15 protein-coding genes are annotated in these 20,318 nt (G+C 55.3%); 6 read left to right on the top strand and 9 right to left on the bottom strand.

Features of this window, described 5'->3' with window-relative positions; all coding sequences use genetic code 11:
- Window positions 1-61 precede the first annotated feature (61 nt).
- The 5 genes from HG66A1_RS01595 (at window position 62) to HG66A1_RS01575 (ending at window position 7,078) form a co-directional block, all read left to right on the top strand.
- A complete protein-coding gene (locus tag HG66A1_RS01595; RefSeq protein ID WP_145180216.1) occupies window positions 62-1,267 on the top strand; it encodes a hypothetical protein in 1,206 nt (401 codons plus the stop codon).
- A gap of 92 nt (window positions 1,268-1,359) precedes the next feature.
- Complete coding sequence (locus tag HG66A1_RS01590; protein ID WP_145180214.1) at window positions 1,360-2,547, top strand: hypothetical protein; 1,188 nt, start codon at window positions 1,360-1,362, stop codon at window positions 2,545-2,547.
- 124 nt (window positions 2,548-2,671) lie between these two features.
- A complete protein-coding gene (locus HG66A1_RS01585) occupies window positions 2,672-3,661 on the top strand; it encodes a phosphoglycerate dehydrogenase (RefSeq protein ID WP_145180212.1) in 990 nt (329 codons plus the stop codon).
- Between the two features lie 59 nt (window positions 3,662-3,720).
- Entirely contained in the window at window positions 3,721-5,604 is a 1,884-nt protein-coding gene (locus HG66A1_RS01580) for a hypothetical protein (RefSeq protein WP_145180210.1), read from the top strand.
- Window positions 5,605-5,791: 187 nt separating this feature from the next.
- Window positions 5,792-7,078, top strand: coding sequence for a Gfo/Idh/MocA family protein (locus HG66A1_RS01575; protein WP_145180208.1), 1,287 nt, complete (start codon window positions 5,792-5,794; stop codon window positions 7,076-7,078).
- A gap of 155 nt (window positions 7,079-7,233) precedes the next feature.
- On the opposite strand, the gene HG66A1_RS01570 is transcribed toward HG66A1_RS01575, so the two are convergent.
- The 4 genes from HG66A1_RS01570 to HG66A1_RS01555 form a co-directional block, all read right to left on the bottom strand.
- Window positions 7,234-7,542, bottom strand: a complete 309-nt coding sequence (locus HG66A1_RS01570; protein ID WP_145180206.1) for a hypothetical protein — start codon at window positions 7,540-7,542, stop codon at window positions 7,234-7,236.
- A gap of 135 nt (window positions 7,543-7,677) precedes the next feature.
- Window positions 7,678-8,688: a DUF1559 domain-containing protein gene (locus HG66A1_RS01565; protein WP_232106734.1), complete on the bottom strand. Its 1,011-nt coding sequence runs from the start codon at window positions 8,686-8,688 to the stop codon at window positions 7,678-7,680.
- A 347-nt stretch (window positions 8,689-9,035) separates the two neighbouring features.
- A complete protein-coding gene (locus tag HG66A1_RS01560) occupies window positions 9,036-10,763 on the bottom strand; it encodes a CRTAC1 family protein (protein WP_145180202.1) in 1,728 nt (575 codons plus the stop codon).
- Complete coding sequence (locus HG66A1_RS01555; RefSeq protein WP_232106733.1) at window positions 10,760-12,214, bottom strand: tetratricopeptide repeat protein; 1,455 nt, start codon at window positions 12,212-12,214, stop codon at window positions 10,760-10,762. Before HG66A1_RS01555 ends, HG66A1_RS01560 begins: the two co-directional genes overlap by 4 nt.
- A 353-nt stretch (window positions 12,215-12,567) precedes the next feature.
- Here HG66A1_RS01555 and HG66A1_RS01550 point away from each other — a divergent pair, with 353 nt between their 5' ends.
- Window positions 12,568-13,710 carry a metallophosphoesterase gene (locus HG66A1_RS01550; RefSeq protein ID WP_145180198.1) on the top strand — a complete coding sequence of 381 codons (1,143 nt, stop codon included), beginning with the start codon at window positions 12,568-12,570 and terminating at the stop codon, window positions 13,708-13,710.
- 51 nt (window positions 13,711-13,761) lie between these two features.
- Here HG66A1_RS01550 and HG66A1_RS01545 read toward each other — a convergent pair whose 3' ends face one another.
- From HG66A1_RS01545 to HG66A1_RS01525, 5 genes are all read right to left on the bottom strand, one after another.
- Entirely contained in the window at window positions 13,762-13,971 is a 210-nt protein-coding gene (locus HG66A1_RS01545) for a hypothetical protein (RefSeq protein WP_145035879.1), read from the bottom strand.
- Window positions 13,972-14,170: 199 nt separating this feature from the next.
- Window positions 14,171-16,189, bottom strand: coding sequence for a transglutaminase-like domain-containing protein (locus HG66A1_RS01540; protein ID WP_145180196.1), 2,019 nt, complete (start codon window positions 16,187-16,189; stop codon window positions 14,171-14,173).
- Window positions 16,186-17,523 (bottom strand): DUF58 domain-containing protein, encoded by a 1,338-nt coding sequence (locus tag HG66A1_RS01535; RefSeq protein WP_145180194.1) that lies wholly within the window; start codon window positions 17,521-17,523, stop codon window positions 16,186-16,188. The genes HG66A1_RS01540 and HG66A1_RS01535 overlap by 4 nt, the downstream gene beginning before the upstream one ends.
- An 88-nt stretch (window positions 17,524-17,611) precedes the next feature.
- The gene (locus HG66A1_RS01530) at window positions 17,612-18,574 is read right to left on the bottom strand and encodes an AAA family ATPase (RefSeq protein WP_145180192.1); all 963 of its coding nucleotides are present in this window, start codon (window positions 18,572-18,574) and stop codon (window positions 17,612-17,614) included.
- Window positions 18,575-18,837: 263 nt separating this feature from the next.
- Window positions 18,838-20,316, bottom strand: a complete 1,479-nt coding sequence (locus HG66A1_RS01525; RefSeq protein WP_409999492.1) for a sulfatase — start codon at window positions 20,314-20,316, stop codon at window positions 18,838-18,840.
- Window positions 20,317-20,318 lie beyond the last annotated feature (2 nt).

The following is a 20,318-nucleotide window of genomic DNA, read 5'->3' as shown; positions in this document are numbered from 1 at the left end:
ATGTTTACGGAAACAAAACGCGTTTTACAAAATTGTTAACTACCGCCACGAGGTCTGGCTCATGAATCGTCTGACAAATTTCTTCCAACATCGCATCCTCAAACAACGCACCGTCATGGGATTGCTCTGCGGACTGATCCTGCTGGCCCAGGTACCTGTGGCCCAGGCCTGTCCCTTCTGCTCCGCTCCCTCGCTGACCCTGACCGAACAGTTGTCTCAGTCAGACGTCGCCGTGCTCGTCCAGTGGATCGAAGCCGAGAAAGGAGACCTCGAAAAAGCGGGTAAAACCGTCTTCGAAGTCAAAGAGATCATCCGCCAGTCAGATAAGGACAAGCTCAAAGTCGGCGATAAAATCACCATCAATCGCCATCGTCCCGGCAAGAAAGGCAACCTGTTCATGCTGCTGGGCACCAAGGGCGCAGAAGTCGACTGGGGCGATCCGATCGAAGTCACCGAAACCAGCTACCACTACGTCTCCCAGGCACCACCGCCGGAAGAAAAAACATCCAAGCGTCTGCGTTACTTCCTGAAGTTCCTGGAATTCCCGGACCAGATGATCTCGAACGACGCCTATGCCGAATTCGCCAACGCCCCCTACGAAGATATCGCCACGCTGTCCAAAGACATGCCCCGCGAAAAAATCCGCAAGTGGCTCTCCGATCCCGAAACCCCCGTCACCCGCATCGGTCTCTACGGACTGCTGATGGGACTCTGTGGCCAGGGTGAAGATGTGGAGTTCATGGAAAAGAAAATCAATGAACCCACCAAAGACTTCCGCCTGGGGATCGACGGCGTCATCTCCGGCTACCTGCTGCTCACCGGATCGGACGGGCTCGATAAAATCGACGAATCCAAGTTCGTCCCCAAGGATGTCGCCTTCAGTGAAACCTACGCCGCCATGCAGGCTCTGCGTTTCATGTGGACCTATGGCGACGGACGCATCGACAAGGCACGCCTGCGGAAATCCATGCGACTGCTCCTCGATCGCCCTGAACTGACCGACCTCGTTGTCGCGGACCTCGCTCGCTGGGATGACTGGAGCGTCATGAACCGCCTGATGGAAATGTACGGCGCCGAAGACTACAACATTCCCTCCATCAAACGGGCCATCGTGCGTTATCTGCTCGTCGCCTCCAAAGGGAAAAACAAAAATGGCGGTGGCCCCGATGCCGCCACGACGGAAAAAGCCAAGGAACTTCTTGCCAAGCTCCGCGAAGAAGATCCCAAGACCGTCAAAAGTGCCGAACGCTTCTTCTTCCTGAAGTAATTCGCACTGAGAAGCTGACGACGTTCCTGCAGTCGCGCTCAACAGCAGGAACTGACCGAGACTGACTGACATTTTTACCAGAAGGAACTGGTATGACCGACCGGAATCGAATCCGACCCTGCCACGGATGGCCTGGGCTGTTCTGCTGCCTGCTGATCACAGTACTGACAACGAAACTCGCCGCCTGTCCGTTCTGCCCCGGGGCCTCTGTCCCGTTGACCGAAAAGCTCACACACGCCCACACCGCCTGTCTGGTCCGATGGGTCGAAGGCGATACCGGCACCATCGAGAAGCCGGGACACACGGTCTTCAAAGTATTGAAGGTCATTAAACAGTCGCAGGGCACTCAGTACGAAAAAGGTTCGCTGATCACGGTCAACCACTATCACTTCAGCAAGCCTGGCGGCCCGTTCCTGCTCACCGGAACTCACGGACCCAAGCCCCTCTGGGAAAACCCGACAGCCATCACCCCTGCCAGCTATGCGTACGTCATGCAGGCGCCCTCGCTGCAGAAACCGACCACCGAAAGGCTGCAGTACTTTCTGAAGTTCCTCGAACATCAGGATATGATCATCGCCAACGATGCTTTCGCGGAATTCGCTAACGCCCCCTTTGAAGACATCGTCCCGCTGACACCACAACTCCCCCGCGAAAAGCTGCACCACTGGCTGAGCAGCAAATCGACGCCCGCGCCTCGCCTCGGCTTATACGGTCTCATGCTGGGACTCTGCGGAAATGAAGATGACATCGACTTCATGGAAGATAAAATCAACGTCCAGGCACAAGGGCTCCGCTCGGGCATCGGCGGCTTGATGTCCGGCTACCTGATGCTCACCGGCAGCGAAGGACTGGACCACCTGGAGCGCTCCAAGTTCCAGCAGAAGAATACATCGCCCAACGAACTCTTCGCTGCCCGCGAAGCGGTCTCGTTCATGTGGACGTACGGTAAGGGACGTTATCAGATTCCCCCCGAACGCCTGCGACAGTCCATGCGGATGCTGCTCAATCGTCCGGAACTGGCTGACCTCGTCATTGCCGACCTCGCGCGCTGGCAGGACTGGACCGTTATGGATCGACTCGTCTCTCTTTACGATGCCGAAGGGTACGACTACAAAGGTATCCGCCAGGCCATCATCCGCTACCTGCTGGTCGCTTCCCGTTATTCCGATCCCTCGGACGGCGGTCCCGACGCCACTACCGCCGCCCGGGCCCGAAAATACCTGACTCTCATCCGCGATCGGGATCCCCAACTCGTCAAACGGGCTGAACGCTTTTATTAAATGCCGACTCTTCGCGGGCCTTCCGTTTTTCCTTCCGGCTGACTGTCAGCCAACCACGGGATTCGCTAGAGTAACAGTACGGTTATTCATCTCCGAAACCTGTATTAGAAGAAGAAACGGAAACATGCCTCGCGTCATCTGTACTGCCAAAATGTGTGAATTCGGTCCGCACTTTGAAATCCTGCAGGCTGCAGGCTTCGAGGTGGACACCGTCCCGACTGACGTCGATCTCCGCAAGGAACCCCACCGCGTCGTCGAACAGGTTCAGGGCTACGATGCCGTTCTGGCCGGTGCAGAAATCTATTCCCGCGAAGTACTCGCACAACTGCCCGACCTGAGAATCGTCTCCCGCTATGGAGTCGGCTTCGACGCCGTCGATCTGGCAGCCGCTGACGATCTGGACATCGCAGTCACCATCACTCCGGGAGTGAATCATCACTCGGTCGCCGAACAGGCTTTCGCGCTGCTGATGGGCGTCGCCCGACTCACCCGCTCCCAGGACCAGGCAGTCCGCCGCGGTGAATGGGAACGGGCTCTGACTCCCCGCGTCTGGGGCAGCACCATCGGGATCGTCGGCCTCGGTCGCATCGGTCAGGCAGTCGCAACCCGCGCGATCGGCATGGGCATGCACGTTCTCGCCTACGACCCCTTCGCCAATCAGGAGTTCGTCGATCAGCACGGCATCAAACTGGTCAGCCTCGACGATCTGCTGGCCCAGTCAGACTACGTCACGCTGCACCTCCCCGTCACTCCCGAAACTGTCGACCTGATCAACAAGGACTCGCTGGCCAAAATGAAACAGGGCTCGGTCCTCATCAACACTGCCCGCGGGGGCCTCGTCGACGAAGACGCCCTGATCGAAGCCCTGCAGTCGGGACATCTCCGCGCCGCCGGTCTCGATGTCTTCAAAAAAGAACCTTTGCCTGTTGAAAGTCCCCTGATCAAGATGGACAATGTACTGTTGAGCTGTCACATCGGCGGACTGGACCAGGAATCGCACCGTGATGCTTACGCGATGGCGGCTCACAACATTGTGAAACTGTATCAGGGCGAGTGGCCGGAAGAGTGTGTGGTCAACCTGAAACAGACCCCCGACTGGAAATGGACCCGCTGATCTCGTCACGGATCCCAGCGAACTGACTCCGGTCCCTTGAGAAACTGGACGATTGCAACATGACAGCCCCTCATTCCAGTTTTTTGAAGATCAGCCCAAGCATCTCCGTGCTGCCCCTCATTCACGGCAGTGGCGACTTCGCGATCGAAGTCCGTCGCGTGATGCTTAACAACGATTTCGACTGCCTCGCCGTTCCACTGCCCGCCTCGTTTCAGGAAGATGTCGAACGGGCCATTACCTTTCTCCCCAGTATCACCGCGGTCCTGCAGGAAGAGCCCCCCATTTCCGGAGCACCACCCTGGGAGCAGGATGAGGACGACGAAGACAACCAGAAGATGTACAGCTACGTGCCCATCGATCCCTGCCAGGGGGTCATCGCCGCACTCCGCATCGCGATGATGGAACACATCGACCGGCACTTCATCGATCTGGAAACACAGCGTTTCGAGAGTATGTCCGCCGTCCTCCCGGATCCCTATGCACTGAAGAAGGTGCCCCTCGAAAAGTTTTCCGCCGCCGTCCTGCCCGCGCTCAGCAAACTGCCCGAGGGACAGCCCCTCGACCGTTGCACAATGATGGCACATCGCCTGCGGGAACTGGAGAAAAAATACAAATCAATCCTGCTGGTCTGCTCGCTGTCTGACTGGCCCTGGATTCACGACGCCTACATCGATCAACTGCCCCTCGAAGTCGAAGACGAAGAGGTCAACGACACCTCCATTTATACAGCCGACCCCGAAACGCTGCTGTTCATGCTGGGGGAACTTCCTTACATCACGGGGCTCTATGAAGCCGCCCGCTCTGAACTGGAAGACGATGAAAACCTCTCGGTCGACGGCATCAAGGAACTTGCACTCACCGCCCGGGACCGTTACAAAGTCGAACTCAAATCCCGGGGACGCAAGATTACCCCCAAACTGCTCTCGGTCTATTTCCGCTATGTGCGAAACCTCTCGCTCATCGAACGCCGCATGACTCCCGACCTGTATACGCTGGTCAAAGCCGCTCAACAGGTCGCCGGCGATCAGTACGCGATCCAGATCGCGGAGACCGCCCGCGAATACCCGTTCGTGCACTTACTTCCGTTCGAAACACTCCGCTTCGGCATCGAACAGGCCCAGCTCCCCAATGGTACCACGGTCGAACTCAGCAACCGCCTGCCCGGCAATCCCATTTCCTGGCGCAGCTGTCAGCTGGTTCCCCGGCCACCCAAACCGCAGCAGAACGAATGGGAGATGAAATGGAATCCCTTTAAGCAGTGCAGCTGGCCGCCCGAAGATGTCGCCATCGAAAAGTTCCGCACCAGCGTCAAAGACCACGCCTTGAACCTGCTCGGCGTCGATCTGGCCCGGACCGAAAAATTCACAACCAGTATGAAAGACGGTCTCGATCTCCGCGAAACCCTCCGCAATTGGCACACGGGTGAGATCCACGTCAAAGTGCTTCCCCCCAGTCGCGGTCGACTCGATTGCGTGATCATGCTCTTTGACTCCCCGGCGGACCCGCGCGATTATCCCTACCGCCTCACCTGGCATGCAGAACACCAGGACGAATCGACGCTGGCCTTCTTCGCCACCGACTACCGTCAGGAAATGGTCGGACCGGGAATCGGCGTCTCCACCTACGGAGGCGCGATGTTCCTCTTTCCACCCCGACCGGTGTATGACATCTGGAATGAAGTCAATTTCGACTTCGTCGACACCCTCGAAGAACGACTGCTCGTCGCTGCCTGCCATTACAGCGAAGAATCGCATATCGCCCTGCTCAGCGAATCGCCGCCAGGCATCGGCTGGAAGCGCCTCGCCAAACGCTACCAGAAAAAACTGATCCACGTCCCTCTGGGCCGCTTCAGCCAGGAAACCATCCAGCAGCTTCGTATGTTCCATGTCCTCAACGGGCAGGAAGTCCGCAGTTACGCCGCTCATTACATTCGCAAAGCCTGATGCGTTCATCCGCACTCTAACGGTAAACCGCGACAGCACAAGAGATTGTTAGCTTTTTTAAGAAATAGGCCGCTGCGCGGTTTTTACTGTGTTATTTGGCCTGAAAAGCGACTAGAATACGGTTTGTCATATTAACATCCTGCCTTTAGCATACCGCTTTTAAGTCTATTCTACGGAGAAAGAGATTATGTCCGATTCCGTCAATCGTCGTACTTTCCTGGGACAGACTGCCGCAGCTGCCACCGCTGCCGGCATCACCGCCCCGGCGATTCTGTCCGCCGCCAACAAAGCCCCCAGTGAGAAAGTTACCATCGGCATCATGGGGATGCAGCGTGGTCTGGCCCTGGCGAAAACTTTTGGTGCCCTGGATGGGGTCGAAATCAAGTACGTCTGTGATACGGATGACACCCGTGCCGGCAAAGCAGCCCAGACCGTGGAAAAAGCCACGAAAAAGAAACCACAGGCCATCGGCGATTTCCGCAAAATCCTCGACGACAAAGACGTGGACGCTCTGATCGTCGCTGCTCCCAACCACTGGCATGCTCCTGGTACGATTCTCGGCTGTTCAGCCGGCAAGCACGTCTACGTTGAAAAGCCCTGCTGCCACAACCCCAAAGAAGGGGAAATGATGGTCGAGGCTGCTCGCAAAAACAAACGAGCCGTCCAGATGGGAAGCCAGCGTCGCAGCAGTGAATCCATTCAGGAAGGCATTCAGCAGCTCAAAGAAGGCATCATCGGTGATGTTCACCTGGCACGGGCCTACTACTGGAGTGCCCGCGGTTCCATCGGCAAAGGAAAACCGGCTGCTGTGCCTCCCGAACTGAACTACGACCTCTGGCAGGGACCAGCGCCCCGTCAGAAGTACGTGGACAACCTGATTCACTACAACTGGCACTGGTTCTGGAAATACGGTAACGGCGAACTGGGGAACAACGGCGTGCATTCGCTCGACCTCTGTCGCTGGGGTCTGGGTGCAGAAATTCCTAACCGCGTAGTTTCCAGCGGTGGTCGTTACTTCTACAGCGACGATCAGCAGACTCCCGACACACATGTCGTCGCTTTTGAATTTGATGGCGGCAAGCAGATCACCTGGCAGGGAACCAGCTGCAACCGTCACAAGAATGATTTCGTGATCTTCTTCGGCAGCAAAGGGAACCTGATCCTCGGTACCTCCGGCGGTTACACAGTTCTGGATGCGAAAGATAAGGAAGTCAAGAAAGTTGACGGCAACCAGGGCATGAGCGAACATGCTCAGAACTTTGTGGATGCCATCCGCAATAACGAGCCGCTGAACCTCAACGCTGAAATCGAAATCGGCAACAAAAGTACCCTGCTCTGCCATCTCGGTAACATCGCCCACCGCACCGGACGTACCCTGCAGTGCGATACGACCAACGGGCACATCATTGATGATAAAGATGCCATGACCTTCTGGGGACGTGAATACGAACCCGGCTGGGAACCCAAAGTTTAGTCTGATTTAATCAGACAGTTCATACCCAGGGAGTCGACCGTTTGTCGACTCCCTTTTTTACGCACGGATTCAAGAACCTGCGTACGTAAAAAAACCTTCGACCCGTTAAGCCGAAGGTTCTAAGTTACTATCAATTCGCTTCAAGCGACCAGCGTTTAGAGCTTGTCTGCCAGTTTTTTCGCGGCAGCTTTAATCTGGCTCGGACTCTTCAAAGAACCCAGTTTCTTCGCTTCTTCCGCCAGCTCCGGTTTGCCAGCCTGTTCCAGGCTTTCCGGAATCCCATAAAAGGCACTGTTAACTTCACCTGATTGTGCAATATCGTTCAAAGTCGATTTCACAGCGGACAGATCCTGTGTGGGTGGAGTCTCCTGATTTGCGGAAGAGGTTTCACCGGTTCCTTCTCCTCCACCACAGCCCGTGAAAATTAAACTCAGCGCGAGACATAAGGGCCCCAGCTTCGACATGGTACTCTACCTTTCTCTGAATGTTGGAGGGCAATTGAAGTGAGTTCATGCCCGATTATATCGAAAGAAAACAGCCCGGCAACGAAAATTGCCGGGCTGAGGATTCGTTATCGCTAAGCGATGTCAGAAATCGGACTACTCGTTGATACTGACAGCGGCACCATCAGCAATACCGCCTAGTTGCTGCCATTTATCTGTGTCGATGTTATTCGACACGAAATGCACAGAGCCATCTGCCATCAGTACATGTACACCACCAGTATGTCGGCTACGGGGGGCCTGCGCTGCAGGTGCATCACCGCCGGCATGGCCTCCATTCCCCGTGCTACAGTCTTGATTGGGTGAGTTTGGTACATTCCAAGTGTTGAACCAACACTCATCAGCCCGCATCCAGCGAGAACCACGATGATAGTAGAAGTTAGTTACCGCGGCACATGAAGTGCCATGAGCATTCAGATCTGTCTGGGATGGAAATGTAGTGTTGTTACCATTCGGTCCCGGAAAGTCTGGAGCATCGCGTTTCACATCGCCATTGATATTAAACACTCCTGAATTGTTGGTTCCGACGATTCGCTCACTCATAGCAATCACGTTGGAAGTTCCATCCAGAATGTCAGAAATACGCGTTACCAGTGAATACCGGGAAAATCCTACCTGGGAACCGGGAGTTACTGCCCACCCCATGCAGGGACCTACCGACATGTAGTAGTTCAGAGAGCCTTCACCATAATTAGTGTAACGAGGATCGGACGGACAACGGAAAACGCCGATACCTGCATTCCGATTGTTGGTGTTCGGTGCTTCTTCACAAGAGAACTGGAAATCAAACTGGTTGTAGATGTTGGCCTGATCCAGGAAGGGAAGCAGCATCGCCTGCTGGCTGAAACCGGTCCACGGCTTAATTCCGGGTGAACTGCCATGATAGTAAGACGACAGGGTCATCTGACCAAAACAGCCATGGGCTTCATGGTAATTGTGCAGAGCCAGCCCGAACTGTTTCAGGTTGTTCTTACACTGCGACCGACGGGCGGCCTCACGCGCCTGCTGCACCGCTGGCAGCAGCAAGGCAATTAAAATGGCAATAATCGCGATCACGACGAGCAACTCAATCAGCGTGAATGCGCGTCTTCTCTGGAAGACTCTCATCAACACTCTCCTGCAGAAAATAGAAAAAATGAGCACTTTAAAAAACAATAACTGGCAACATGAGCTATCCAGACGTAAGACAGAGGTCTGGTGTGCCAGGGACTTAAAGTCCGGGAGCCCTCAAGGCTCTCCTGGACCCTCTATTCTATAATTTCTTCAATATAAAACAATCTCTTCACACTTATGTATCGACCAAAGACGCTGTTTTTGTACGAATTTTGATTTACTTAACTTATTTAAGATTAGAGACTTGCGTACACACCGTTCAGTGCATCCCAGCCTGCTGACGATAGCGGTGAGCCGAGCCAATACGAGCTATTCTGGACATTCAGCACCAGTTTAACGAATCAGGGAGTCGGCTCCAGAATCTGGTTAATCTCGCGCTGATTCACGGTTTTCAGCGTCTGTTGAATCCCAGAGGGCCAGTAAATGTCTAAACTGTCGACACTTACGCCCTCAGGTACTCCCCAGTGCACCAGCAGGTCATTGGCAGACAGATAACTGCCGCCCCCCTTGACCTGTCTGACCTGATCGCCGGCTGAAGTATGCAGCACCAGCCGTGCTCCTATCGCGTCTCGATTGCTCTGTATACCAATCAGACGCACGGCAACCCAGGAGCCTGAACCCTCTGTCTCATTTCTGAGAATTGCCGGAGGATCGTAAAAATTAGATATGACGACATCCAGCTTCCCGTCTTGATTTAAATCGGAAACTGCCAGGCCCCGGCCGGTGTGTGCCTGCCCCAGATATGAGTCGCCAGAGAACTCCTGTTGCAGAAAACGTCCGTCCCGATTTTCCAGATAAAGTGGCTTCTGCCGAAACGGTGAGTGGGTCGAATAGTACGCGACATGCCCGTTGGCCACCATTACGTCTTCATCCCCATCCAGATCAAAGTCCGCACAGGCGGTCCCGAAACCGACAAACAGGGTTCCAATCGAGGTCACTCCCGTATCGTTGCTCACGTGCAGAAACTGGGCATCCCCGTCATTGCGATACAGGGCAAACGCCTCTTTCTCATAATTCGCCACCCACAGATCAGGCAGACCGTCGTGGTTATAGTCCATGATGTCCACCCCCATGCTTCCATTCGGTGTGGCTCCATCATCGACGGCGGCACCATTGATGATGCCGACCTCTTCCAGCTTCCCTTTCCCGTCATTCAGGTACAGGAAATTCTCGACCGTATCGTTACACACATAGACGTCCAGATCCGCATCATTATCCAGATCTGCCAGCAACACACCCAATCCTTTGCCCTCCGGTACCAGGCCCGCTTCCTCGGTCGCATCGTAAAAGGTGCCGTCCCCTTTGCTGTAATAAACCTTGTCTTTCTTGCCTGTGAAAGAATGAGGCGAACAGACATCGGGTACGCCCGGAGTCAGTTCACACGGTGGGTTATTTTCGAACGACCAGTCCGCGTACTGCGTCAGATACAGATCCAGCAGACCGTCACCATTCAGGTCCCCCCAGCCGGCACTCGTCCCCATGAAACAGTCACGCACACCTGCATCGACAGCCACCTCTTCAAAGGTTCCGTCTCCCAGGTTTCTCCAGAGCACCGAACCGCCATAGCCGGTCACCAGCAGGTCGGAAAAACCATCGTTGTCATAGTCGCCCACAGCACAACCATTGCTGTAAAACGCCGCCAGATCCAGTCCCGCCGAAACAGTTCGATCTTCAAACTGAAAATCCCCCGTGTGCCTCAGCAGCACGGATGGATAACCCTTTGTGCTCTTATTCTCAAACGTTCCACCACCAGGAAAGAACAGATCCTGCTCACCATTTCGATCATAGTCGAAGATCGCGGTACCGCCCCCGATGGTTTCCAGGATCGCCAGCTCTCCCGCTTCGCGTCCATTGCGATAAGTAAAGTCCAGCTTCAGCTCCGGCCAGACATCTCGAAACACAGGTGCCACTCCCTCTGCGGGGCTCGATGCCTGCGTTCCTTCCTGGGTGGAGTTCGTGCTCGACTTGACCGACTCCGTATCAGACTGACAGCCGACAAACAGCGTCAGCAGCACCAGCCAGCAAAACCGTCCGGATTGAAACAGGGAGATCATCGACTTTACATTCATGGCTGACTCGCCTTAACAGGCTCTTCGACAGGTGTCGCCTGCGGATTATTCTCATTGGTGCTGACAGGCACATCCCGGTTCTCGCCGTGGCCCGCCAGTTCCTCTGCCCGCTGCCGATGCAGCCTGGCCAGTCGCTCAAAGTTGGGACCGCGGGAGAGGTTCTGCTCATAGTATTTTGCCAGTTCCTGGTGGGCACCCCGGTGATTCGGCTGGTAACTCAGCACGCTGTTCAGCCAGACAACGCCCTGCTCCTCCGAAACGTACTTCAGGTACTTTCGACCAATTTCAAACCGCAGTGCCACATCCCCCGGATTCACCTGTACCTGATCCAATAGCTTGGGAATCTCTGCCAGAACTTCATTGGTCTCCTTGACGACCTGCCCCAATTCGCGTGCTTCTTCCTTGCGTCCCAGACGGCTGTAGACCTGCACCAGTGAGTTCTTAATTCCCAGGTCCAGGGGATTTGCCTCCGCTGCCGGCTCCAGCCACTTGAGTGCCGCTTCGTAATTCTTCGCCCCCAGTTCCAGCCTGGCCATTTCCAGTTGCGGCTCCGAGAGCGCCGCTGCTTTATGATCCCCCAAAGCCTGATAAGCTTTCTGGAGCGCCTCAGGTTCGTTCGCCAGCACCTCTTGCAACAACGCTTTCGCCTCGGCATTCCGGTTCAGCAACCGCAGACAACGGGCCACTCCCACCTGGGCCGGTCCCGGCTGATCTGCACTCTCAACGGCCCGCTGATAATACTCCAATGCCTGCTCCGTTTTCTTCAGCGTCAACTGAATGCGCCCCAGACTGTAAGCCGCCGGCGCAAAACCGGGATCCTTGCTCAGCGAAGACTCATACTCGACCCCGGCTTCCTTCCAGGCGAGATTGTGCTCATACATTTTTCCCCGCATGAAATTGGGCAGCGGATCGTCAGGAAAGTCCGCTTCCCACAATTGCAGGATCTTCAAGGCATCGTCGAACTGATAGTTCAGAATACAGCTGTTGGCATAGGTCTCGCAGATATCCTGAATACTTCCGGTTGGCTCGATCAGCATTTTACCCAGATGCATCTGCAGGTCAGAATTATCTCCCACCTGCGCTTTCAGCAACCATTGCTCCTGTTCAAACGCGGGTGTGGCGCCTGCCAGCTCGAAATAGTTTTTCAACGCAGTATAAGCGCCTTCCACATCGTGAGCCTTCCTTAAAGCACGTGCCTTCAGCAGCGTCGTCCGGGGATTCTCAGCTGCATACCGCTCCGCAGAGGCAATCCACTCCAGGGCTCGTTCCGGATCGCGTGCAAGCAGATTTGCTCCCGCCCGCTGCTGACAAAAATCGACCCACAATCCCTGCCCCCAGAAAGGCGCACTGCCCACGATGCCCAGCAGGATCAGACCGACCACCAGCAGACGTTTCTTTCGCGCCGTTGTCTTCGTGTTTGTCTCAGTTGAATCAGTCGCCTGGGAACGCAATCGAGCACCGCATCTATCGTTTCATCAAAAAAATCGAGGCACTGCCGGGCCTCTGCTGCCTCCGGGAACGTAATTTTAGACCGCTTGACCCTGCATTTCCTGTCTAAAAGCGGCATTCATCCTTAAAAATGCCAATTCTTCAGCAGGATTCAAGGGCTGTTTACTCTTACGCGAACCGCATCCGCGTTGTTGGATCTCGCGACCACGATAAATAAACAACTTTAACACCGCCAACACAAAAGATCAGTATTCGCACGTTACAATCAAAGCCAACATGGCATCTAGTTGTATCTCAGCCTACACTGACTTCTAATCCATATTGAAACGATCGACCTCCCACACACGAGACTTCCATGAGATTATCCGCATTCCTGCTCAGCCTCTTCCTGGTTCCCCTCACGGTCACCGCAGCCGACATCGAACGCATCTGGCTGACCTGCAACAATCATCGCCCCGATCGAATTGTGGTCAACTGGTACAGCGACCAGCCCGGCGACTCCGTGGTTTACTTCGGCACCTCTCCAGATTCCCTGCAGACCATCAGTCAACCGGGTAACGCAAGACTGCATCATGTCGAGATCCCGCTGCCTCAGCGCGATACGGTCTACCATTACTCAGTCCAGACCGGAACCCAAAAGTCGCCGCTCGCGACATTCAAAGCGTTTCCCACCGATGTCCTGCGCATCGCGGTCGCCGCGGACTGGCAGTCACAACCCGATCTGTCACAGCTGCAAAAAGACGATGCACATCTGCTACTCACCGCCGGCGACAACATCCGCAATCTCTGGCAGACCTGCGGCCCCGGGAAACCGGAATGCATTGAGCCCTACCTGCAGCTCATCGGCAAATACCCGCAACTGTTCCGCTCGACTCCCTTCATGCCGGTACTCGGCAATCATGACCGCGAAGCGCATCCCCGAGGTCAGCAGCCCCCGGCACACGCCGTCTACGATGTCGAAGCAACCGCGTTCCGCCGCGTCTTCGCGTTACCCGGCGAAGAATGGAAGTGGCACTTCGATCTCCCGGATTTCGACCTGCGGTTGATCGCCCTCGACTTCAACCACACGTCTGACTTCGGCACCACCTGGCAGACCTGTCATCCGTTTGGTCACGACTCAGAACAGTATCGCTGGTACGAACAGCTCACGCAGACCAATCCCGGTCTCACCGTAACCCTGTATAATGAGAGCAACGCCACCATGCGGGGTAAGCTCAAGGGAGACTGGCACAAGCTCTTTCAACGGGGAACGCTCTGCGTCACCGGCTTCGGCTATTTCGCCGAGCGGGCCGAGGTGGACGGCCTGACCTGTTACAACACCTCACTCAGTGGCACAGGCACAAAGTACCCGGACCCGCATTCGAAATTCCTCGCCGGACAGGATAGCTACCTGCTGCTCACCTGCGACCGCGCAGCAGGCACCATGACGGCTGAGCTGAAAAACCTCAAAGGTGATGTGCTCGACCGTCAGACATTTTCAGCAGCGAAGTCTCAGTAAGCCCGATCAGGCTTCCGTATCTGTCACTGCCTTCAGCCCGCTGGCCATTTTTTATTTGTCGTTCTCTGTCTGATGAGGAAAGTCCCGCTCCGGAATATGGTCGGGGACAGAGAAGTAAGTATCCTGCCGTGGTGCCGGCTGCCGATTCAGTTTATGCCACTGACTGGGATGAAACGCGTGCGGTAACAAATCGCACCCGGTGGCAAACAGAGACAGGCTCGGAAGAATCACGATGAGGAGTGCTTTGGAGAGAACTTTCATTGAGAGAATCCCGTTTCTGGTAAAGGAAGTGTCAAAGACAGACGCGCATGCAAATACAGGCGAACGCCCGGTCCGTCTTTGAAAACTGATGTAGTCTTTTGGAAATAGTTTGAGATTTGAGAGATGAGGGGCGGATTCTAGCCCGGAGCTCGCAGTCTGCCAACCCCGTTTTTACAGGCAAAATCTGCCGCTTTCCCGGTCAGACAGAGGCTTTCCGACTGCGGATTTCCTGCAGCTGCGACCGCAGTTGGCTGATCTGCTCCTGCAGCGACTCATTTTCCGGCATAAACCGGCTGCTGGCATAGGTTTGATACCAGTGGGAGATCTCCTGATTCTGAATCCGACGGGAAAACTGCATCAACGTTTCCCCAGGCTCACGAACCAGACGTTTGCGGGCCAGCAGACGATCCATCTGAGACAGCAGGCGATGTAACTCCTGAATATGTAAAGGATTCTCGCGAAACTCCGCACGCGTTTTCAGCTGTCGCAGGACCAGATGCAACCCCCATCGCACCAGGAACCACAGTACCACACCACCCACCAGCAGCAGCAGAGGCAACTGGGCTTCCGACATCGCCAGGATCCACTGCCCCTGTTGCAGAGCCATCTTGAGACGGGAGAACTGTCCCATAAACGATTCCCAGTATTGACGTGCCGAACCAGGTGTTTCGAACTCCGGCTGCCCGGCGAACGGCGTCGATTCGACAGTCACCCAGCCCCGATTATCATCCCAGGCTTCCACCCACGCATGCGCATGACGGCTACGAGCGACCCAGAACTGATCATAGGCATTCCGTTCGCGAACCACATATCCCGTAACGTAACGACAGGGCACGCCCGCAAGTCTGAGCAACAGAGCCGTCCCCGAAGCGAAGTATTCACAATGGGCCGCCGGCTTCTCCCGCAGGAAGTAGGTCAACGGGTCTTCTCCGTACGGTACGTTAATTCCCAGTTCATACTCATAGTTGTTCTGGAAGTAAGCCTGCACCCGCTGGATCTTTGCCTCGGAAGTTTCACAGCCCGCGAACACATCTTCCGCCAGTTGCTTGATTGCGGGGTCGATCTCATCCGGCAACTGCAACAACCGCTGCAGCGCTGCATCGTGTTCGGGACGCTGTGGCAGCAGCTGACGGGGATAAAAGACCGAATAAGGAAAGCCACTGGCCATCGTCCGCGAAGTCAGCACTTCCTGGCTGTCGAACTGAATACTGTCAGCGAAGGCGTACACAAGCGGCGTATTCAGCGGTGCAAAGATATGACCCGGATCCTGGGACCAGACCTGGTACTCAATCCAGTTGGGTGACTTCGCCTGCCCCAGTAGAAACCAGGTACCATCATCGGGAACACTGGCCCGCACCCCCGCCGGAGGCATCGCAATGATCGGGACATTATGACTCCCCACTTCCGAATGCCATTCCGAATTCAGAAACTGGACGAATGCCCGACCGCGGAAATAGCCCGGCTCATCGGTCGACTTGACCCGTAACCGGATCTGATCGGCTCCCTGGTCAAAGTGAGACGTCATGCTTCCCAGCCGGGAAATGGTCGAGAACCCGGCCCGCGAAGCGATACCGGCTGTGCGGGGTTCAATCAGCCGGTAATACAGCTGATCCAGTTCCCGTTCGTAGCGGTCCATACCCGTGGCTGTCAGCCAGCCCAGCAGCCAGATCGTTGCAAACAACCCGGCTCGAATGACATAGACGGACCAGAGAGAGCGTTCGGTTTCTCGAGGTTTACGTGCCGCATGTCCGATCTGGAAATAAACGCCCGTCAGCAGTGCATAGCTGAAAACCAGCACCTGGTAGTAGAGCCCCTTCGATCCATACACGAGGATATCGCCGGTCAGAATGAAAACGATCACTCCCAGCAGTGGAAATGAGGCTGGCAGAAACGGTTCGAAGTGACTGTCAAACAGCTGCCGCAACTGCACCGTCATCACGAACTGTGCCGCCGCGTAGGCCAGCGGTGTGCGAATCGCCAGCCGGTCGAGGGTAAAATCATGCTGATAGAGCATGTACTTCACAATAAACAGCACCGCTAGAGCGCTGGTAACCCAGAATACCTGCCGTTTGGAAAACGAGTAACGCAATACGGAGAAATACGACAGCGCCGCCAGCACGATGATGCTGAAGGAGAAAAACAGCGTCTCCGAGAGAATCGAAAACGTCGCACATTCCAGGCTGAGCATCGTGAAAGCAATCGTCCGCTGCGCATTCATATCGTTTCCACCTTTCCGCGTGCGATCTCTTCAGGTGTGAAATGATATGCTTCGCCGAATTCGTCTGCGTTGTAAGGCACCGTTGTCGGACCGTCATGAATGATAATCGTCTTCAGACTCGCGCCGGAATCGAGTACCGCCCGCGCCATCTTTTCCCGCTGATGATCCCAGTCCAGGAACAGGCAGACCGCCGTCGAGACATTCGACAGCTCTTCAAATACCGCAGGTCCGATCGTCTCGAATGGATCGTCGGGACAACGATCGACGCAGGAGAGAATCTCCAGCACATTATCAAAATGGGCCGTATGCCGACCGGCTCGAAACACATACAACTCCGGTCCCGCCGCAAACAGGTCGATCAGATACTCACCCCGCGCCAGTGCATCCGCTATCGATGCCGTCAGGCTGATCCCCGCTTCCAGCACATTCGTCGTCTCCGCGGTGGGAGTTCCCAACCCGGTCCGCTGCCCCAGTGATTTCCACTTCCGCTTCAGCCAGGGTTCCGTCGGCATATAGGTATCCAGAATCAGCGCGATGCGACAGTAATATTCTTCCTGGTATTCGCGAACCACCGGTTTACCGAGTCGCGCCCAGGAGCGAAAGTCGAGTCGCCGCGCCGGTTCACCCGGCACATATTCGCGGTTGCCCACATACTCGGGAGATTCCCCCACGTTGGATGTCAACGCAATTCCGCCCGGCTGAAACTTGCTCCCCACCGGTAAATCCACACTCGTCAGCTTATGAAACGCAGGCAGCACCAGTAGCGATTTCCCCGGCAGTGCTGCACTCCCCGACCGGTTCAGATGAAAAGGAAACAGCGTGTGTACGCCCAGCTTGGGTAATGCATAAAAGCCCCGCTGCGGTGCGTCGATGGTAACAGTCACCTCGGCCGATTCGCCTTTGGGCAGGTAATTCAAAGTATCATCCCGGTCGATCTGGGCCAGTGGCTTCTCCAGCCAGCGGAAAGCGACCGCCATATCATACACGGGCAGCCAACCCCGATTCGTCACTGTAAAGTGTCCCACCGCTGGCTGTCCGGCCGTCGTCTGTGAGGGGAAGTCCCCCTCAAGTTCACAGCGGGGACGAAAAAACCAGGAAGCGAGCCCGTCTACCAGGATCAATGCCATCAGAATACTGAAGAGATTATAAATCGGCACCGACACTGAAATCGTACCAATGCCCGACAGGAAGAAACCGAACAGTAACACCTTTCCGGGATAAGTCACCCGGTAATACCAGTAATGCTTGTGCATCCGCACCAGCAGCAGCCGGTTGGTGAACGAGTCTTTCTTGCGAATCGTGGGCGAATAAGGATCGTATTCCGAGACGTGCATAACGGATTCAACATGACTGGACTGCCATCGCAGGAATCAGCAACACTCCCGCTCCGGCAGAGGAATACTCTGGTAACGTGTTTCCCGGTTAGTTTGGAACTTTCACTTTGCTGACAATATCGGACACCACATCCATTTTGGTGATACTGCTGTATTTTGCTTTCGATGTCAGAATCAGACGATGCGCCAGCACATAGTCTGCCATCTGCTGCACATCATCCGGCAGCACGTAGGTTCTCGATTTCAGATAGGCAATCGCCTGGGACGCCCGAAACAACATCAGAGAACCACGGGGGCTCACGCCCAGCTTCAACCGCGGATCGTTTCTCGTCGCCTGGACCAGATCAATCATGTAGCGGGCAACACTCTGTTCGACATGCACCGTCTTGACCTGCTCCTGCATCCGAACCACTTCTTCGTGGTTCAACACCCGCTCCAGATGATCGACCGGGTGCTCTGTCGACTGGGCGAACAGGATCTCCATTTCATTTTCCGCATCCGGGTATCCCAGTTGCAGATGAATTAGAAAGCGGTCCAGCTGCGCTTCCGGCAGTGGATAGGTTCCGTGGAAATCAACGGGGTTCTGCGTCGCCAGCACAAAGAACGGGGAAGGCAGTTCATACCGGACGCCTTCGATCGTCGCCTGCGATTCGCTCATCGCTTCCAGCAGCGCGGACTGCGTACGGGGCGATGCCCGGTTAATTTCATCAGCCAGCAGAATATTACAGAAGATCGGCCCCTGGCGAAAATGAAAAGTACCGTCTACCGGGTTATAGATTGATGATCCCAGGATATCGGTCGGCAGCAGGTCGGGCGTAAACTGCACACGATTGAAAGGAACATCCAGCGAACGGGCCAGTGCTTTGGCCAGCGTCGTCTTTCCAGTCCCGGGCACATCTTCCATCAGCACAGAACCGTTGGAAAGCAGCGCGACCATCATCATGTCGATGCTCTCAGATTTGCCCCGGATCACGCCGCTCAGATTGTCTCTCAACAGGTTTAGCTTCTGAACGTATTTTTCGCTCTGTTCCGGCAGCGTGGACTGTGCCATACGACTATCTCAATCATCATTAGAGTTTGATCGGGGAAATGCAGAATTCAACGGAGACATCGAAAAGTAGATGCGATATCACTGACGTCGGGTGACAGCTCGATTATAGCAGATCCGAGGGAAATAAAAGGACTACATATCAAGAATTCCCAACCAGTTCGGTCAAATTTGAATTTTTCATGAACCCCTTATCAAACAGTTACAATACAGGATACCGCGCCTCACTGTGGCCCCGCTCAGGAACGGCTCCCTCTCCAACGTTTTTATTTTTCGGGACGCCAGGGCTCCGGTCCCCCGGGCTTGGCCTGTAGAAACTTCGCATCGGTTTCGGTGTACCACTGGTGCAATCGACGACGCATCTCTTTCACACGTTCCGGCTCTGCCGCTGCCAGGTCCTGTTTCTCTCCCACATCGGTTTTCAGATTGTAAAGGTGGGCCTGTCCATCTTCAAAACGCTCGATCAGTTTCCAGTCATCCATCCGGATTGCACCACCGGGTATCCCGCCCTGATTGGAATAATGCGGGTAATGCCAGAACAACGCTTCCCGCTTCAGAGGTTCTTCGCCCTGCAGGAATGGTTTCAGACTCACACCATCCAGATGCTGTTCCGGCTTTAAAGGCAACCCGGCCAGATCCAGAATTGTCGGGTAGAAATCGGTAGTAATGACAGGCTCGTCACAGACACTTCCCGGCTTTCCCCCTCCCGGCCAACGAATCAGAAAGACCTCGCGAATCCCTCCTTCATATAACCAGCCCTTACCGCCCCGCAGAGGCAGATTGGAAGTCGGCGATCCTTCCGAGGTGCTCAGACCCCCGTTATCGGCCGTCAGCATCACCACGGTATTATCCGCCACGCCAGATGCCTCCAGTTGCTGCAGAACTTTCCCCACGGCCCGGTCCATCGATTCCACCATCGCCGCATACACGGCATGCTTCTGCAGAATCCGCACCTTTCGCTTCTGGTCTGTGGGGAAGACCTGTTCCTCGTCAACAAATTCGACTTTGCCTTCCAGCCCCAGTCGCTGCGCCTTCTCTTTGTATTTCTTGACCAGTGCATTGGGTCCCATCAACGGGGTATGCACCGAATAGAAAGCGAGATACGCAAAGAACGGCTGCTCGCGATGCGCGTCGATAAACTCCGCCGTCTCCGTCGCCAGACGATCGGGCAGATGCTCGCCATCCGGACCATCACTCAACCGCGGATTACCATAAGGCGAGAAGTATCGCTTGCCTCCATAAGGACCGCCGCGCGACCAGCCTCCCTTGTTGACGTCAAAACCCTGTTTCTCCGGCCAGAACTCTTCACTCGGTCCCAGATGCCACTTCCCTGCAAAGAACGTGGAGTATCCGTGCTCCTTGAGTGCTTCGGCAATCGTCACTTCATCCAGAGGCATCCGGTCATTGAGGGGAGCCGGCAGAAACTTACCCGCACGTTTCCCGGAAAAGAAATTCGTCGCATCCACGCGGGTTGGATATTTACCCGTCATGATGCTGTATCGCGTGGGACTGCAGACCGGATTCGCAGCGTAACCATTGGTGAACCGCATGCCGGACTTCGCGAGCCGGTTAATGTGTGGCGTTTCGTAAAAGGTATCCGGGTTATTGCAGCCCACATCCATGTAGCCCAGATCGTCCACCAGAATGAAGACGAAGTTGAGCGGTTTGGATTTCTCGGCAGCCCTCAGTTGCAAACCGGGACCAGCCACTAAGATCAAAGCCAGCAGAATCAGGGAGCGCGTCATCA

The organism is Gimesia chilikensis, from assembly GCF_007744075.1.
GTDB classification, from domain to species: domain Bacteria; phylum Planctomycetota; class Planctomycetia; order Planctomycetales; family Planctomycetaceae; genus Gimesia; species Gimesia chilikensis_A.
The sequence above is the reverse complement of the archived record's forward strand: the minus strand, read 5'-3'. Positions and strand labels throughout refer to the sequence as shown.

What these genes read in the sequence shown, in the direction of transcription:
- HG66A1_RS01560 (WP_145180202.1), bottom strand. Translation starts at nt 10,763, where the DNA reads ATGAATGTAAAGTCGATGATCTCCCTGTTTCAATCCGGACGGTTTTGC.
- HG66A1_RS01590 (WP_145180214.1), top strand. Translation starts at nt 1,360, where the DNA reads ATGACCGACCGGAATCGAATCCGACCCTGCCACGGATGGCCTGGGCTG.
- HG66A1_RS01550 (WP_145180198.1), top strand. Translation starts at nt 12,568, where the DNA reads ATGAGATTATCCGCATTCCTGCTCAGCCTCTTCCTGGTTCCCCTCACG.
- HG66A1_RS01565 (WP_232106734.1), bottom strand. Translation starts at nt 8,688, where the DNA reads ATGAGAGTCTTCCAGAGAAGACGCGCATTCACGCTGATTGAGTTGCTC.
- HG66A1_RS01540 (WP_145180196.1), bottom strand. Translation starts at nt 16,189, where the DNA reads ATGAATGCGCAGCGGACGATTGCTTTCACGATGCTCAGCCTGGAATGT.
- HG66A1_RS01545 (WP_145035879.1), bottom strand. Translation starts at nt 13,971, where the DNA reads ATGAAAGTTCTCTCCAAAGCACTCCTCATCGTGATTCTTCCGAGCCTG.
- HG66A1_RS01580 (WP_145180210.1), top strand. Translation starts at nt 3,721, where the DNA reads ATGACAGCCCCTCATTCCAGTTTTTTGAAGATCAGCCCAAGCATCTCC.
- HG66A1_RS01570 (WP_145180206.1), bottom strand. Translation starts at nt 7,542, where the DNA reads ATGTCGAAGCTGGGGCCCTTATGTCTCGCGCTGAGTTTAATTTTCACG.
- HG66A1_RS01585 (WP_145180212.1), top strand. Translation starts at nt 2,672, where the DNA reads ATGCCTCGCGTCATCTGTACTGCCAAAATGTGTGAATTCGGTCCGCAC.
- HG66A1_RS01525 (WP_409999492.1), bottom strand. Translation starts at nt 20,316, where the DNA reads ATGACGCGCTCCCTGATTCTGCTGGCTTTGATCTTAGTGGCTGGTCCC.
- HG66A1_RS01530 (WP_145180192.1), bottom strand. Translation starts at nt 18,574, where the DNA reads ATGGCACAGTCCACGCTGCCGGAACAGAGCGAAAAATACGTTCAGAAG.
- HG66A1_RS01535 (WP_145180194.1), bottom strand. Translation starts at nt 17,523, where the DNA reads ATGCACGTCTCGGAATACGATCCTTATTCGCCCACGATTCGCAAGAAA.
- HG66A1_RS01575 (WP_145180208.1), top strand. Translation starts at nt 5,792, where the DNA reads ATGTCCGATTCCGTCAATCGTCGTACTTTCCTGGGACAGACTGCCGCA.
- HG66A1_RS01595 (WP_145180216.1), top strand. Translation starts at nt 62, where the DNA reads ATGAATCGTCTGACAAATTTCTTCCAACATCGCATCCTCAAACAACGC.